This window comes from Streptomyces sp. NPDC059866, assembly GCF_042731325.1.
GTDB classification, from domain to species: Bacteria; Actinomycetota; Actinomycetes; order Streptomycetales; family Streptomycetaceae; genus Streptomyces; species Streptomyces flavusporus.
In genome coordinates, this window is record NZ_JBHWJT010000021.1 from 19448 (window position 1) to 34222 (window position 14775).

A 14775-nucleotide genomic window follows, 5' to 3' on the forward strand; every position below is an offset into this window, starting at 1 on the left:
GTGACGGCATGTCCTGCTATGTCCCCCGTGCGCTCAGTCTGGCCGCATCCGTGGCCTGGGGCGAACTGCGCCACGACCCCGCCCGGGCGGCGCTGCTCGGGGTACGGCTGCTGCCGCCGCCCGTGCGGCGCCGGGTACGGCCGCTCGAACGGCGGCTCGCCGACCGCGCCCGGACGGCGGGGCCGACCGCTGCTCCGTCCGGGGGACGGGTGCCCGCCCCGACCGCCCGCACGGTCCGGCCCGTGCCGGGTCGGGTGCTTCATCTGGTGACCAACGGGTTGCCGTTCAAGCACGCCGGCTACACCGTGCGCACCCAGAAGATCGCCGAGGCGCAGCGGGCGGCCGGACTCGATCCGCACGTGGTGACACGGATCGGGTTCCCGGTGGCGCAGGGGGTGCTGGACGCCCGCCCGCTGCAGACGGTGGGCGGCGTGCCGCAGCACCGGCTGCTGCCGCCCTGGCTGCCGTACGGGCAGGCGGCGGTGCTGGCCCGCAACGCCGAGCTGGCGGGCCGGCTGGTGGAGCGGCTGAGGCCCGCCGTGCTGCACCCGGCCACCGACCACGGCAACGGGCGGGTGGCACTCGCCCTGCGCGAGGCCTACGGGCTGCCGGTGGTCTACGAGGTGCGTGGCTTCCTGGAGGACACCTGGCTGACGCAGGCGCCGGGGCGGACCTGCGACGACCCGACGTACCGGGCCAGGCGCGACCTGGAGACGCACTGCATGCGCGAGGCGGACGTGGTGCTGACGCTGGGCGCGGCGATGAAGGCGGAGATCGTGGCGCGCGGGGTGCCCGAGGAGCGGGTCCTGATCGTGCCGAACGCGGTGGACGAGGAGTTCCTGGCCCCGCTGCCGGACGGGGCGCCGCTGCGGGCCCGGCTCGGCATCGCGCCGGACGACCTCGTCGTCGGCACGGTCAGCAGTCTTACTCCACACGAGGGAATCGGCACATTGCTCCATGCGGGTGCCGAGCTGAGGCGTCGCGGGGTGCCGCTGCGGCTGCTGATCGTGGGCGACGGGCCGGAGCGCGCGGCGCTGCAGCGGCTGGCCGGCCGGCTCGGTCTCGCCGACGGGACGGCCCTGTTCACCGGTCGGGTGCCGCATGCCCAAGTACGGGATTTCCACGCGGTGTTGGACGTGTTCGCGGTGCCGCGCACCGATGAGCGCGTCTGCCGGCTGGTGACGCCGCTCAAGCCGGTCGAGGCGATGGCGAGCGGTCTGCCGGTGGCTGCCAGCGATCTCCCGGCACTCAGAGAGCTCGTCAAGCCGGGAGTAACCGGACAGCTCATCTCAGGCGGATCCCCTCAGGCCTGGGCAGAGGCAATCGAATTCCTCCTTTACAGTGAAAAACGGCCCGAATGGGGTACGGCCGCACGCGAGATCGTCGCGCGCGACCGCACCTGGACGCGGGTCGCCTCGACGACCCGCGAGGCGTACCGCGCCCTCGGCTGCCTCTGAGGCGCGAGCCCGGCCCGACCACGACCTCAGATCCGTGTCCGCCACGGGGCGAGGAGAACACCTATGCAGGTCGACCAGACCGAACCGCTCGGGGACGAGAGCGAACAGCTCGGGGAAGTTCCACAGGCCGGCGCCGTCGAACTCGCGGTGATCGGGCTCGGCTACGTCGGGCTGCCGCTCGCGCGGGAGGCGGCGACGGTCGGCCTGAGAGTCGTGGGGCTCGACCGGGACCCCGGCGTGGTGGCGGGGCTCAACGCCGGACGCTCCCACATCGACGACGTGTCCGACGACGACGTCCGCCGGATGCTGGCGGCCGGCTTCACCGCGTCCACCGACGACGGCTGTCTCACCCGCGCCCAGACCGTGGTGATCTGCGTGCCGACCCCGCTCAACGGGGACGGCGGGCCCGATCTCAGCGCCGTCACGGCCGCCGTCCACGCGGTGGCGGGCCGGCTGCGGCCCGGACAGCTCGTCGTACTGGAGTCCACCACCTATCCGGGCACCACCGAAGAAGTCGTACGACCGCTGCTGGAGCAGGAGTCCGGGCTGCGGGCCGGAGCGGACTTCGCCCTCGCCTTCTCACCGGAGCGCATCGACCCCGGCAACACCGGGCACGGGCTGCGCGACACACCCAAGGTGGTCGGCGGCTGCACCCCGTCGTGCGCGGCACGCGCGGCCGCCTTCTACGGCAAGCTCGTCGACACGGTCGTCCAGGCGAAGGGCACCCGCGAGGCCGAGATGGCCAAGCTGCTGGAGAACACCTACCGGCACGTGAACATCGCCCTGGTCAACGAACTCGCCGTCATCAGCCATGAGCTGGGCGTCGACCTGTGGGACGCGATCCGCTGCGCGAGCACCAAGCCGTTCGGCTTCCAGGCGTTCCGGCCGGGCGCCGGAGTCGGCGGGCACTGCATTCCCATCGACCCGAACTACCTGTCGTACAAGGTGCGTTCCTCGCTCGGCTACGAGTTCCGGTTCGTCGAACTGGCCCAGGAGATCAACCGGCGGATGCCGGAATACGTCGTACGCCGCGCCCAGGACCTCCTCAACACCGCCGGCCGTCCCCTGCACGGCTCCCGCGTGCTGCTGCTCGGGGTCACCTACAAGCCCGACGTCGCCGACCAGCGGGAGACCCCGGCCGTGCCGGTGGCCCGGCTGTTGCGGCAGCGGGAGGCCGAGGTCTCGTTCCACGACCCCCATGTCCGCGAGTGGTGCGTCGACGACGTGCCCGTCCCCCGCGTCGACGACCTGATGGCCGCCCTGCGCGACCACGACCTGACGATCCTCCTCCAGGACCACTCCTCCTACGACCTGCCCGCCCTCTCCGACGCGGCCCGCCTGCTGTTCGACACCCGGGGGCGGATATTCCGGCCCGGGGTCGAGGTGCTGTAGCGGGCCCTGTTCGAACGCGGAGCCGAAAGGTGCTGCTCTGATGCGGATACTCGTGGTCACCGTCGTCCACCATCCCGAGGATGCGCGGATACTGCACCGGGAGATCGCCGCCCTGACGGAGCGCGGCCACCGGGTCGTGTACGCCGCGCCGTTCACCGCCCGCGGGGTGGAACCGCGCCCGGATGTCGAGGGCGTGGACCTCCCCCGAGCCGCCGGACGCGACCGCCGGGCGGCGCTGCGCGCGGCGCGTGCCCTGCTGGCCGAGCGCGGACCGGAGGCGGACGTGGTGCTGTTGCACGACCCGGAGCTGCTGCTCGCCCTGCCCGGCACACTGCGCCGGTGGCGGCGCGGCGGCCGGGCCCCGGTGACCGTGTGGGACGTGCACGAGGACACTGCGGCGGCACTGGCGATGAAGCGCTGGGTGCCGACGGCTCTGCGGCCGCCGCTGAAGCTGGCGGTACGGACGGCGGAGCGTCTGGCCGAACGGCACGTGCGGCTGCTGCTCGCCGAGGACGCCTACCAGGCGCGTTTCCGCCGGCCCCATCCCGTGGTGCCGAACCTCGCGACCGTACCGCCCGAGCCGCCGGAGCCGCCCGGCACGGACCGAGTCGTCTATCTGGGGCATCTGTCCCGGGCGCGCGGCGCGCTCGACCTCATCGAGACGGCCAGGCTGCTCGGTCCGGACATACGGGTCGAGGTGATGGGGGCGGCCGACCACGACGTGCGGGGCGCGCTCACCGAGGCCGACCGCGACGGCGTCCTGCGCTGGCACGGCTACCTGCCCAACGACCGTGCCCTCGCCCTGCTCTCCGGCGCCCTGGCCGGTCTGTCCCTCCTGCACGACCAGCCCAACTACCGTCACTCACGGCCCACCAAGGTCGTCGAGTACATGGCCCACGGTGTCCCCGTCGTGACCACACCGATTCCCCTGGCGGCCGGCCTGGTGCTGCGGCACCGCTGCGGCCTCCTCGTCCCGTACGAGAACCCGGCGGCGACCGCGGACGCGGTACGGCGGCTGCGCGCGGACACGCAGCTGCGCCTGGGCACCGCCGAACGCGGCCGCGCAGCGGCGCTGGCCGAGCTCGACTGGGCCGAGCGGGCAGCCGAGTTCACGGGCCGACTGGAGACATGGGCGAAGGAGGCGACCGCCGACCGGGACACACGCCCGCCTGCGGTCTCCGCGGGGGGCACGGCTCGTCCCGCCTGACAGCGTCGTCACCCGGCATACGCGCAGGTCCACGCCGACATTCCCTGCAGGGCCGCCAGGCGTTTGGCCACAATGATCTGCTCTTTGCGAGTGGCCAGATCGGCACGCGGGGCGTACTTCAGACCGCCGGCCGCGACCCAACTGGACTGCCTGAACTGCAGGCCGCCGTAATGGCCGTTTCCGGTGTTAGCCTTCCAGTTGCCCCCGGACTCACACGCGGCGATGGCGTCCCAGTCGGCCCCGGACCGAATGGACGGCACGGCCTCCGCTCCGGTGGTGATGCCCAGTAAAACGGCGGCCGTCACAACGACGAGTGCGGTGCCCGCCCTGGGGCGGCGGCAGCTGCGAGCGTTGATCAGTTCAGCGTTTCGCGATGAGATCATATGCAGACTGTCGCACCACGTGACGGAGAGTCCCGACCTGCGACACGGGTTCGTACGCCAGACGGCCTCAGCCGGGACGTCGGCAGACTCACCACGCCGACGTGGCCGGGCCGGACCACACGCCCCTTCGGAGACCACGGTCGAAACGGTTGTCGGCACACACCCTCCGAGCGACGATGTCCCCAGCCCGTCGTCCTGTGTGGGAGGCCACGTTGACCGATCCGTGGGTGGCCCTGGAACCAGGGGCCGACCCTGCCGAGCGCGTCCGCATACTGCAACGGGCCCACGAGACTTTCACCGAGGCTGGTACGGTGCCGCGGCCGGTGCGTGGCGTAGTGGCCGACTCATGGCGCCGCTCGGTGCGGGCCGGCGTCAGGCCGGACGGCACCGCGAGCATCGAGCTGACGGACAGTGACCTCGGTGCCTACCGGGCCGAGCATCCTCTGGCACGCGTGATGCCGCTGTTCCGGGAGCTCATGGGAGCATTCGCCTCCGATGGTCGGCATCTCCTCGCGGTGTGCGACGTACACGGCAGGCTGCTGTGGGTCGAGGGCCATGAATCGACCCGGAGACAGGCGGGGCAGATGAACTTCGTGCCGGGTGCGCGATGGGCGGAGAGCGCCGTCGGAACGAACGCGCCGGGCACGGCGGTCGCCATGAACCGTCCGGTACAGGTGTTCGCAGCCGAGCACTTCATCCGGCGCGTGCAGCCGTGGACCTGCGCGGCCGCCCCCGTGCACGACCCGCGCACGGGGCGAGTGCTCGGCGCCGTGGACATCACCGGCGGGGACGGCCTCGCGCACCCGCACAGCCTGGGCTTCGTCCAGGCCGTGGCACGAGCGGCGGAGTCCCATCTGGCGCTGCTCGCCCCGGAACGGCCCGGCGCCCGCGGGCCCGAACTGGCCGTACTGGGCCGCGACGAGGCGCTGTTGACGACAGGCGGCCGGAGGATCCGGCTCAGCCGTCGGCACAGCGAGATCCTCGTCCTGCTCTCCCGCCACCCGGAAGGCCTGACCGGCCAGGAGCTGCTCTGCGCCCTGTACGCGGACGAGTCCGTGACGCCGGTGACGCTGCGCGCCGAACTCGCCCGGCTACGTCAGGTGCTCGGCCCCGAACTGCTGGCGTCACGCCCGTACCGGATCACGACACCCCTCGAATCGGACGTCGCCGTCGTCGAACGTCGGCTGGCGGCCGGCGCAGTCACCCACGCCCTGACAGCCTATGCAGGTCCGCTCCTCCCCGCCTCTCAGGCGCCGGCGGTGGTGCGGCACAGGCGACGTCTCGCCGACGGCCTGCGCGCGGCACTGATCGCCCGCCGCGATCCCGACCTGCTGGCCGACTGGGCCCACGCGCCCTGGGGCGAGGACGACCTCGACGTGTGGCGGGCGCTGGCCACGGCCCGCCCGACTGCGGCGGTCCGGGCCCGCGTGTCCGCACTTGAATCGGAGCTGGCAGCGCCCAACGACTGGGAACCATCCTAGAAACCGGCAGACAGCCTCGGGGTTCCTCTTCGCGGATCTGCGCCCCCGGTGCCGGTCGTGAGCAACGCTCCACGCAGCACAACCGCAACGTGGATGCAACGTCCGCCGTCCTAGCCTCCGGCGCAGAGCTGCCCAACGGCGGGCAGCGCTGCTGAAGGAGGCCAGTCCAGCATGACCCGTTACGCGGCGCCCGGAAGCGAGGGCGCGATCGTCTCCTACCAGTCGCGCTACGACCACTTCATCGGCGGAGAGTACGTACCCCCGGTCAAGGGTCAGTACTTCGAGAACCCCAGTCCGGTGAACGGGCAACCGTTCACCGAGGTGGCGCGCGGCACCGCGGAGGACGTCGAGGCGGCGCTCGACGCGGCGCATGCAGCCTCGCCCGGCTGGGGCCGGCTGTCGGCGACCGAGCGGTCCGACATCCTGCTGAAGATCGCCGACCGCATGGAGGCCCACCTGGAGCCGCTGGCAGTCGCGGAGAGCTGGGAGAACGGCAAGCCCGTACGGGAGACCCTCGCGGCCGACATCCCGCTGGCCATCGACCACTTCCGCTACTTCGCCGGCGCCGTGCGCGCTCAGGAGGGCTCGCTCAGCGAGGTCGACGACGACACGGTCGCCTACCACTTCCACGAGCCGCTGGGCGTGGTCGCGCAGATCATCCCGTGGAACTTCCCCATTCTGATGGCGGCGTGGAAGCTCGCGCCCGCCCTCGCCGCAGGCAACGCGGTCATCCTCAAGCCCGCCGAGCAGACCCCGGTCTCCATCCACTACTGGCTGAGCCTGGTCGCCGACCTCCTCCCACCGGGCGTGCTGAACATCGTCAACGGCTTCGGCCCCGAGGCCGGAAAACCGCTCGCGTCCAGTCCCCGGGTGGCGAAGGTCGCCTTCACCGGCGAGACGTCCACGGGACGGCTGATCATGCAGTACGCGGCGGAGAACCTGAAGCCGGTCACGCTGGAGCTGGGCGGCAAGTCGCCGAACATCTTCTTCGACGACGTGTGGGAGAAGGACGACGAGTTGCGCGACAAGGCCCTCGAAGGGTTCACGATGTTCGCGCTGAACCAGGGCGAGGTGTGCACATGCCCGTCCCGCGGCCTGATCCAGCGCGGCAACTACCCGGACTTCCTGGCCGCGGCGGTCGCCCGCACAGAGCTGATCAAGCCCGGGCACCCGCTCGACACCGACACGATGATCGGCGCCCAGGCGTCCGGTGACCAGCTGGCGAAGATCCTCTCCTACATCGACATCGGCCGGCAGGAAGGCGCCAGGGTGCTCACGGGCGGTGAACGCGCGGAGTACGACGGCGACTTGAAGGGCGGCTACTACGTGCAGCCGACCATCTTCGAAGGCGACAACCGTATGCGGGTCTTCCAGGAGGAGATCTTCGGGCCCGTCGTGTCGGTGGCCTCGTTCGACGACTTCGACGATGCGATCAAGATCGCCAACGACACGTCGTACGGCCTCGGGGCGGGCGTGTGGACCCGCGACATCAACACGGCCTACCGCGCGGGCCGGGCCATCCAGGCAGGCCGCGTCTGGACCAACTGCTACCACGCCTACCCCGCGCACGCCGCGTTCGGCGGGTACAAGCAGTCCGGGATCGGCCGGGAGACGCACAAGATGATGCTCGACCACTATCAGCAGACGAAGAACCTGCTGGTGTCGTATTCACCGAAGAAGCTGGGCTTCTTCTAGAGACAGGAGAAAGGGCGCCTGACCTGGGCAGATGCCCGTCAGGCGCCCTCCGCATCGCCATCGTCCGTCGCTTCCTCCCATCGCCGCATGGAGTCTTCGATCAAGGTGTCGGCGTGGTTCCGCGCTTCAGCCAGGAACTTGGCGTAGTAGCGGAAGAGGACCTGGATGCTCTGCCCGGCCCGGCGCGCACACTCCGCGGGGTCGACGCCGGAGGCCAACCAGAACGAGATGCCGGCGTGGCGCAGGTCGTAGGGACGCTTCGCCAGCTCGAGGGCATGCTCTTCAAGCGTAAGAACAGCCTCACGGGCTCGTCCCCAGGTGATGCCGTACGCCAAGGCATCGATGTGGTTCCCCGCCGCATTGCGGAACAGGCGTCCGTCGGGGGCAACGCCGAAGTTTCGTATGTGTCCGCGCAACCTGCGGACGAGCACTGGAGGAATCGGCACCGGGCGCGTCGCCTTGGCTGCCCGCCGTTTCAGGGAGTGAATCTCGTGGACGGCGCCGTCATCCATCCATTCCTTACCGGCAGCCACGACGCCGCCCTTCAGGTTCAGAAGACCCCAGCCCCTCGCCGGCAGACGGCACTGGGACTTCCGCAGATGGATGACCTCGGCTGGGCGCGGGGCGGCGTAGTACATGCAGCCGAAGAAGGCGTACAGATGAGGGCCACGGCCGGGTAGGGCTCTGACTGCGGCAAGCAGTCGGGCGACCTGAGCCGGGTTCGGCACGCAGTCGGGAGCGACTTCGTCGGGGACTTCCGGCGCCGTCCAGCGAAGACCGCTCAGCGGGTTCTGCGCGAAGTATCCGCGTTCAACGGCCACACCGAACACCTCGTTGACCGCAGCCTTCTTTCGCTTCACGATCTTCGCGGCAGCGGCCGCCCCATCGGTTCCATCCCCGGGGCCGACTGCCTCGGAACGGGTAGGCGCGGGGTTCGGCGATGTCCTCGCGGCCGGTCGCGGACCAGCGGATCCGCACCTCCTGGACAACGTCCTCGGCTTCGGCGCGGCGGCCGAGCATGCGATAGGCGACGTCGACGGGGGTCGGTGGCGCTGGTCGCGGTGTCGGAGGTCATGGCCCCATCCCGGCCGAGGGAATCTACGGTGTCCAGGGCGCTCGCGCGTAGCAGTGACGTAGAAAATACCTGTTTCCCCTGTGCTTCCTTGACTTACCCGGAGTGCGCTCACGAGGATCTCCGCAGACACTTCGGGTGTTTCGGCTCCGACTGACGTTCTTCGAGGCATTTCGGCGGACGTCCGAAAGTGCGGCCCATATGCAGCAGCTCATACTTCATCACACATACATCGGCGGCAGCACTTTCGATGTCTCGGGAAAGGGAAATCACGGAATTCCCCATGCGGTGGCCGCCGGTTCGGGGGACACGGCCGGGAGTTACCGGTTCGCGGCGCGCGACAGCGGCATCACCGTGCCGTCGTCCCCGTCGCTGCGACAGCTGGACTCAGTGCGGGTGCGGGTGCGGTTCCGGTCCGATCCGTGGGACAAAGCGCGCCGGAACCTGGTCGAGGGGCATCTCAGTTTCGCGCTGATGCTGGAGGGCGAGGGGCGACTCACCGGGACGGTGCTCGACAGGACCGGTACCTGGAGCGGGGCCCACGTCGACGGGCAGATCACCGCAGGACAGTGGCACGAGGCGGCACTGGAGCACAACGGGCTGAGCACCTTGGCGCTGAGCGTCGACGGCCGGGTGGTGGCGGTGCGGCACGACGTGCCGGGGCCCGTACGGCCCGTCGGCGGGTTCGGAGTGGCGATCGGGCGGTGGCCGGACGCCCCCGAGTACATCTTCCGCGGCGACATCGGGGAGCTGCAGCTCTGGCGGAACGACCCGGTGCACACGGTGCAGCAGATCACCGACCGTTGTTGCGGACGGGACCGGACACCGCTGGGAAAAGTACTCGCCACTCTGGCGGAGAGGAATGAGATCGGCGATTCGGTGATTACGGCGGCGCGGGCCGCACAGGCGGCGACGCTGGAATTCTTCCTTGCGGTGGGCAATGGCAGGGAGGAGACCGTGCGCGAATTGGAGCGGCTGGCCGGAGAATTGTGGGAGGCTGTCGTGCGTCGCGATCGCAGGAAAATGCCGGGCGCTCTGGATCGTTTACGGTTGTTCGTCGCCGAAAACTCCCCGCCCGGTGCACAGGACGCCTGGGAACAGCGGTCGGAGGAGATCGCGCAATCCGTGGGGTTCGGGGCGGCGCAGCGCGACGCGGTACTGCGGGCGCTCTGTCTGGACGGGCTCCGGCCGCCGCCGGACGACGATCCGCGCCCGGATGCGCTGCCGGGCGGCCCCTGGGACGAGGTGCGGCTCCCGGAGCAGCTGCGGGTGCCCGACCTGCCCGGCGGCCGGACGGACGGCCGGCCGTGACCGCGGCGAGCGATGAGCACGTACGGCTGCTGGCCCGGACGTACCAGCCGGTCCTGTTGTTCAGCAGCGGGGAGCGGGTCTTCCCCGCGCTGGTCGAGTCGTATCTGTCGCATGTGTCCGCGGCGCCGTGGGTGCCGCTGCCGGGGCAGACCGCAGTGCGGGACCTGGGCGTGGTCCCGGAGGTGCCGGGCGGGCCGCACCGGCGCGGGACCGCGATCATGGACGGGCGGCCGCCGGGGGTACTGCGCGGGGGCCGTTCCGCGTCGGGGGCGCCGCTGGGACGGCGCGGCGCCGACGCGGACTCGATCGGGAACTCCGCGTACCGGGGCCCGAAGGCGTCGCCGGATCTGTTCCTCACGTTCGGCGGGTGGCGGGATGCGGCCTGTACCGAGGGGGACGCGGAGTACCTGGTGGCGGCGTTCTCGGAGCTGGCGGCCGCTATGGATCCGGGTCAGCGCTGGGAGGAGTTCGAGTCCCTGCCCAACCGCCCCGTGCTGTGGGTGGAGCAGCCGACCACGCCGACGGTGTACGCCGAGGCCGCGTGGTGCGGGGACTACGGGCGGGCGGACGACCGGGTGGAGCGGGCCGACGCCGCGCTCCGGGACTTCGCGCAGGGCCCGGACCGGGACTCCCTGAGCCGGGTCCTGGCGCTCACGTACCACCTGTTCTTCCCGCTGCAGGACGATCCACGGGGCGCGGCCGGCCGGCCCGGCACGGGCAACCCCGGTGACCGGTTGCGGGAAGGGCAGTGGGTGGCCGCGACGGTGTTCTTCGAGGGCACGCCGGCCGCCTCCGGAGACCCTTCCGAGTTCGATGTCGTGGAGCCGCCGCTCGCGGTCTCGCTCTCCCGCGACCGCACCTCGGCCACCACGCCGGACTCCTGCAGGCCGTGGGACCAGGTGGTCCGCGATGGCAGCGGCCCGCGGCTGTACGTGTCGCGGGGGCAGCACCGGCTGCTCTTCGCAGCGCCGGACGACCCGGCCGGTACCGGACAGCCGCCGGTCGGCGGGGGCGCGGCGGCCGTCACCCGCCTGGACACGGAGGATCCGGGGCAGGGCAACTTCCCCGGCTCGGAGCAGCTGCTGGTGATGGGGCTCCTGCTGAACATGCCGCTGGCTCTCCTCGGATGGCTGATCTCCCTGTTCAGCGAAGTGCTCCGGGGTGAGCCGCTGAACGGCCCCAACGGGCCTCCGGCCGACGTGAGCACGCCGGCCGGGGACGGCGCCGGGCCGATCGCCTCGCCCTCGGGGGCCGAGGGCCCCGGCGCGGTCCTGAAGGACGGGCGGCGGATCGACGACCCGGCGACGTCGCTGCTGCGGGTGGTCAACGCGCTGCCCAGGGACCCGCAGCGGACCTCCTGGCCGGACGACGACGCCCCCGGTGCCCCGCCGCCGGACGTCGAATACCCGTACTGGTGGGACTTCTCCGGGCTGTGGGGCGTGCGGGTGGCACCGAACGCCACGGCCTGGACGTCCGGGATGCAGCGGGTGGACCGTTTCGGCCGCTCGCTCGGCTACTGGAACACGGTGGGCCTGGCCCGGGCCTGGGCGCAGGACCTGGTGCGGCGGCCCGGCAGCTGACGGCCGGGCCGGCAGGCGAGGACAGGGGGAGACCATGGCATGGCAGGACTTCACCGAGTGGGTGGGCGACGTCGTCGGCGACCTCCAGCGGTTGGTGAACCGCTGCTACGTGGAGACCACCGTCGGGGACGAACGCCGACTGTTCCTGGTCGGCCCGGTGTCACCGAATCTGCTGCGGACCCGCGGATCCGGACTGCCCGACCTCAACGTGCAGTTCGTGCCCAATCTGGCGCTGCCGCCTGACACCGTCACCCTCACCTTCACCCGGCTCGACCCTGCGCTCCGCGGGCTCTCGGCCCGCCTGTACGTCGGCGTCGACGAGGGCGTGGCTCCGGCCGGGACGCCGCCCGCGAGCATGCAGTTCGCGTACGTCGGCTTCCAGGGGCCGGACGGGGAAAGAGCGCCGGAAACAGTGCGGCTCTCCGTGCAGCGGCGCACCGACGGCCCGGAGACCGAGTTCGTCGTGAGTCTGGAGGCGACCGACGCGCCCGCCCCTCTGCAGGTGCACGGCGGGCTGACCACCGGACCGGTCGCCGTCAGGAAGGCTCGGCAACTGCTCGGCAGCATCGACATCCGCACCGCCCGCGCCGAGGAGGCGACCGAACTCACCGGTGGTCACCTGCAGTTGGGAGGCAGTGGCGGCGAGCGGTTCACCCTGACCGATGCGGATCCGCTCCGGGTGACGGTGCGCACGGGCGGGGCCGTCGTCCGGGTGGGATACGGCGCACCGCGCCCCCTCGTCCTCGCGGCCGAGGCGGAGCTGCGGTCCGCGGGCACCCTGCGGCAGGTGCGGTTCACCACGGAGGCCATGCCGCAGCGGCTGGATGCGAACCTGGCCGACGGATCGCTGATGGTCACTCCCGGCGCGCCGCTCACCGCGGACGTGCGGGCCACCGGGCTGCCCCTGCCTGCACCGTTCGCCAGTGCCTCCGCGGAGCTGACGCTGGAGCGGGCGGTACGGGCTGCCTGGGCCGGTGATCCGCTCCGGGTCGAGGTGGGTCCGGCACAGGGCGATCCCGGTCCCGCGCTGCTGCGGCTGAACACGCTGCTGCTGCCCGGGGTGCGTCCGGTCGCCTTCCAGCCGGAGCCACCCGTGCCGGGGCAGGCGCTGGTGGCCGAGTTCACCGAGGGCCGGGAGGCCTGGCTGGCGGTGGACGCGCTGGGCGCGCTGCGCGTGAACCGGGAGGCCCGCGACGACACGACCTTGCTGCGGGCCTCGCTCACTCTGGCGGACCCGCTGGCCACCGGAGCGGGCGTGGCCCCGCGTTCCCTGCGGACGTCCGTCTGGACGGGCGGGCGCCTCACCCTCGATGTGCGCGCCTCCGGCCTGGATCCGGACCAGCCGGACACCCGGTCCGGAACCCTCGCGGCCGAGGTCGACCTGACCGGCGTCGACCCGGCCGCGGGGACGGTCCGGGCCCAGCTCACCGGCCGGCTGCGGCATCTACGGGTGCGGCACGAGAACGACACCGCGCGCACCGAGGTGTGGACACCGGCCACCCCGCCCCGGCTGGCCGCCGAGTGGGACGGGTCCACGTCGCCGCAGCGGTTCTCGGTCACCCCGCACACCGCCCTGGCGCTTGCCGTGGACCGGCGGGCCACCGGCAGCGGTGGCGGACTCGCCGGTTTCGGGCGGCTGGCCGGGCGTCTGATGCTCCATGCCGACGTACGCGGGCACGTCGGCATGGTGCCGCGGCTCCCGCTCGAGAACGGCACCGCCGCGGCCGGGTCGACACCCTCGGTGCTCAAGGACCAGGCCGGGCGCGGTTTTCCGCCGGAACTGGCGGGGATGAGCGTGCGCTACGACACCGGCGTCAACCAGAGCGAAACGCGGCAGATCACGGCGGTCGGGAGTGGTGAACTGACCACCCTGCCCTTCCCGTTGCCACCGGATCCCGGCGACCGCTACACCGTGGTCGCGCTGAGCATGCAGATGCGCGCCGGTGGTCTCGCCGTCCCGGCCGCCCGCAAGGGCGTCTCGCTGTCGGTGAGCGCGGCGCAGTCCGCCGCACGGCGCACGGCCACCCGCATCCACTCTCAGCTCCTGCGCCTGACCAGCCGCCGGTCGACCCGCACCGGCACCGTGCCCGACCCGTCCGTCACCGACGCGCTCGCGGCCCGTCTGGAGGGCGTCCTGGAGGCGGCGCTACCCGCTCCCGTCGGCCCCGGCCAGGGTGCGCTCGCCGCGGACGTCTCCCTCGACCCGGGCCGCCCCCGGCGGAGCCTGCGCTACGCGGAGGACCACCGGGTGATCGTCCCGGAGCGGCTGCCCGAGGACGACCCCCCGTACGCGCCGCGCGCCCGAGTGGTCCTCGCCGACGCGCCCGACAAGGTCGTGCTGCGGCAGTCGTACGACGGCACGTCCGTCGCGTATGCGCTGACCCGGATCGGTGGCAGCGGGCGTGGCTGGCTGTGGATGCTCACCGATCAGACGCGCTGGAACGGCGAGCCGGTCGGGACCGGCGTGGTCTCCGCCGACCTGGTGGAGCTCCCCCGGCGCACCGGGATCGTCCTCAGGGAGGCGTCCCGGGTGCGCCGCTCCACACCGCAACGCCAGGTGATGTGGACCCGGCCCGACGGCTGGTTGCCCGCCACCGGACAGTCTGTGGAGATCGACGAGCCCCTCGAAGTACAGCGTCTGGTGTACGCGTCGTTCTGGCCGGGCCGTCTCACGCGGGTGGACGGCACCACCGCGAGCTATCCGGACGGCCGCGACCAGTGGTCCCTCGCCACCGCGACTGTGGTGCGGCTGCTGCCCGTCGACGGGGCGCTGCACCGGTTCACCCTCTGGACTCTGGACACATCCGACTGGAACGCCCCGGACAGGGACTCGGGCATCGGCGTCGAGGCCGCCGGTCTCACCGCCGACCTCGACCTGGACCAGTACGCCGCGCTGCTGCCGCAGGGCCCGCGCCCGTACGCCGATGTCCCCTGGAAGAAGAAGGCCGAGCTCCAGCTGAAGGAGTACACGGGAGCCTGGGTGTTCACCGGCTCGGGTATCCCGCCGGTGCCGGACTACGAAGTCCCGGACGAGGACACCGGCTTCTGGTTTCTGCGCGCCGTCGAACGCCTCGGGTTCTGGCTCACCGGCACTTTCGGCGACGCCTACTTCGGCAACACCCCGGGGAAGATCGACGGCCGGCAACGCCTGTACCCGCAGCCCCCACCACCCCCGCACCCCGACCCGCATCCGTGAC

11 protein-coding genes are annotated in these 14775 nt (G+C 71.9%); 8 read left to right on the forward strand and 3 right to left on the reverse strand.

The features are described from left to right. Window positions 1–8 precede the first annotated feature (8 nt). From ACFV7R_RS29820 to ACFV7R_RS29830, 3 genes are all read left to right on the forward strand, one after another. Window positions 9–1457 (forward strand): glycosyltransferase family 4 protein, encoded by a 1449-nt coding sequence (locus ACFV7R_RS29820; RefSeq protein WP_385268915.1) that lies wholly within the window; start codon window positions 9–11, stop codon window positions 1455–1457. A 63-nt stretch (window positions 1458–1520) separates the two neighbouring features. Beyond that, on the forward strand, window positions 1521–2849 hold the full coding sequence (locus ACFV7R_RS29825; protein ID WP_385268917.1) for a nucleotide sugar dehydrogenase: 1329 nt from the start codon (window positions 1521–1523) through the stop codon (window positions 2847–2849). Between the two features lie 40 nt (window positions 2850–2889). Continuing rightward, complete coding sequence (locus tag ACFV7R_RS29830) at window positions 2890–4056, forward strand: glycosyltransferase (RefSeq protein WP_385268919.1); 1167 nt, start codon at window positions 2890–2892, stop codon at window positions 4054–4056. Between the two features lie 8 nt (window positions 4057–4064). On the opposite strand, the gene ACFV7R_RS29835 is transcribed toward ACFV7R_RS29830, so the two are convergent. Continuing rightward, window positions 4065–4439, reverse strand: a complete 375-nt coding sequence (locus ACFV7R_RS29835; protein ID WP_385268921.1) for a transglycosylase family protein — start codon at window positions 4437–4439, stop codon at window positions 4065–4067. Window positions 4440–4651: 212 nt separating this feature from the next. Between ACFV7R_RS29835 and ACFV7R_RS29840 the strand changes: the two genes are divergently transcribed. Continuing rightward, window positions 4652–5920 (forward strand): GAF domain-containing protein, encoded by a 1269-nt coding sequence (locus ACFV7R_RS29840; protein ID WP_385268923.1) that lies wholly within the window; start codon window positions 4652–4654, stop codon window positions 5918–5920. A gap of 171 nt (window positions 5921–6091) precedes the next feature. Beyond that, entirely contained in the window at window positions 6092–7615 is a 1524-nt protein-coding gene (locus tag ACFV7R_RS29845) for an aldehyde dehydrogenase family protein (protein WP_385268925.1), read from the forward strand. A gap of 38 nt (window positions 7616–7653) precedes the next feature. Here ACFV7R_RS29845 and ACFV7R_RS29850 read toward each other — a convergent pair whose 3' ends face one another. Together ACFV7R_RS29850 and ACFV7R_RS29855 are read right to left on the reverse strand one after the other, a co-directional pair. After that, a complete protein-coding gene (locus tag ACFV7R_RS29850) occupies window positions 7654–8475 on the reverse strand; it encodes a tyrosine-type recombinase/integrase (RefSeq protein WP_385268927.1) in 822 nt (273 codons plus the stop codon). After that, window positions 8426–8635, reverse strand: a complete 210-nt coding sequence (locus ACFV7R_RS29855; protein ID WP_385268929.1) for a hypothetical protein — start codon at window positions 8633–8635, stop codon at window positions 8426–8428. Before ACFV7R_RS29855 ends, ACFV7R_RS29850 begins: the two co-directional genes overlap by 50 nt. 340 nt (window positions 8636–8975) lie before the next feature. Between ACFV7R_RS29855 and ACFV7R_RS29860 the strand changes: the two genes are divergently transcribed. The 3 genes from ACFV7R_RS29860 to ACFV7R_RS29870 are packed head-to-tail and all read left to right on the forward strand — an operon-like array spanning window position 8976 to window position 14774. Further along, complete coding sequence (locus ACFV7R_RS29860) at window positions 8976–9998, forward strand: LamG-like jellyroll fold domain-containing protein (RefSeq protein ID WP_385268931.1); 1023 nt, start codon at window positions 8976–8978, stop codon at window positions 9996–9998. Continuing rightward, entirely contained in the window at window positions 9995–11578 is a 1584-nt protein-coding gene (locus ACFV7R_RS29865) for a hypothetical protein (RefSeq protein ID WP_385268933.1), read from the forward strand. Before ACFV7R_RS29860 ends, ACFV7R_RS29865 begins: the two co-directional genes overlap by 4 nt. A gap of 34 nt (window positions 11579–11612) precedes the next feature. Then, window positions 11613–14774, forward strand: a complete 3162-nt coding sequence (locus tag ACFV7R_RS29870; RefSeq protein ID WP_385268935.1) for a hypothetical protein — start codon at window positions 11613–11615, stop codon at window positions 14772–14774. Window position 14775 lies beyond the last annotated feature (1 nt).